A 374-nucleotide genomic window follows, 5' to 3' on the forward strand; every position below is an offset into this window, starting at 1 on the left:
CGTCGTTGCTGGTCCCCTTGTCGGCCTCCTGCAGCACCTGGGCGATGCGGTCTTCCGATTTCGGCGCCGGCGCGGCCAGCTTCGCGCTGTCGGGCGCCGCGGCCTGGGTGCCAGCCGGCGCCGCGGCTTCCGGACCCGACGCTGCCGCGCTCGGATTGCCCGCTGCATCCGTGCCCGGCGCTGCATCGGTGTCGTCAGGCGAAAGATCGACGATCCGGCTCTGCGGCGGCTCCTTCGACGCCACGTCGACCGGTTCCTCGGTGTTGGTGACCAGTTTTTCCTGGACCGGCTCGGCGGTCTTGGGGGTGCCAACCTTGACCACCCCGTCATATACCTTGTTGTCCTGGTTCTGCACCAACGCGCCACCCGGATTC

At 69.0% G+C, this 374-nt stretch carries 1 pseudogene; it reads right to left on the bottom strand.

The annotated features are described in order from the left end of the window. Positions 1 to 374 (bottom strand): annotated as a pseudogene (locus EN808_RS35310) (SPOR domain-containing protein); the annotation flags it as partial.

Origin of the sequence: Mesorhizobium sp. M8A.F.Ca.ET.165.01.1.1 (assembly GCF_004792065.1) — a bacterium.
Taxonomy (GTDB): Bacteria; Pseudomonadota; Alphaproteobacteria; order Rhizobiales; family Rhizobiaceae; genus Mesorhizobium.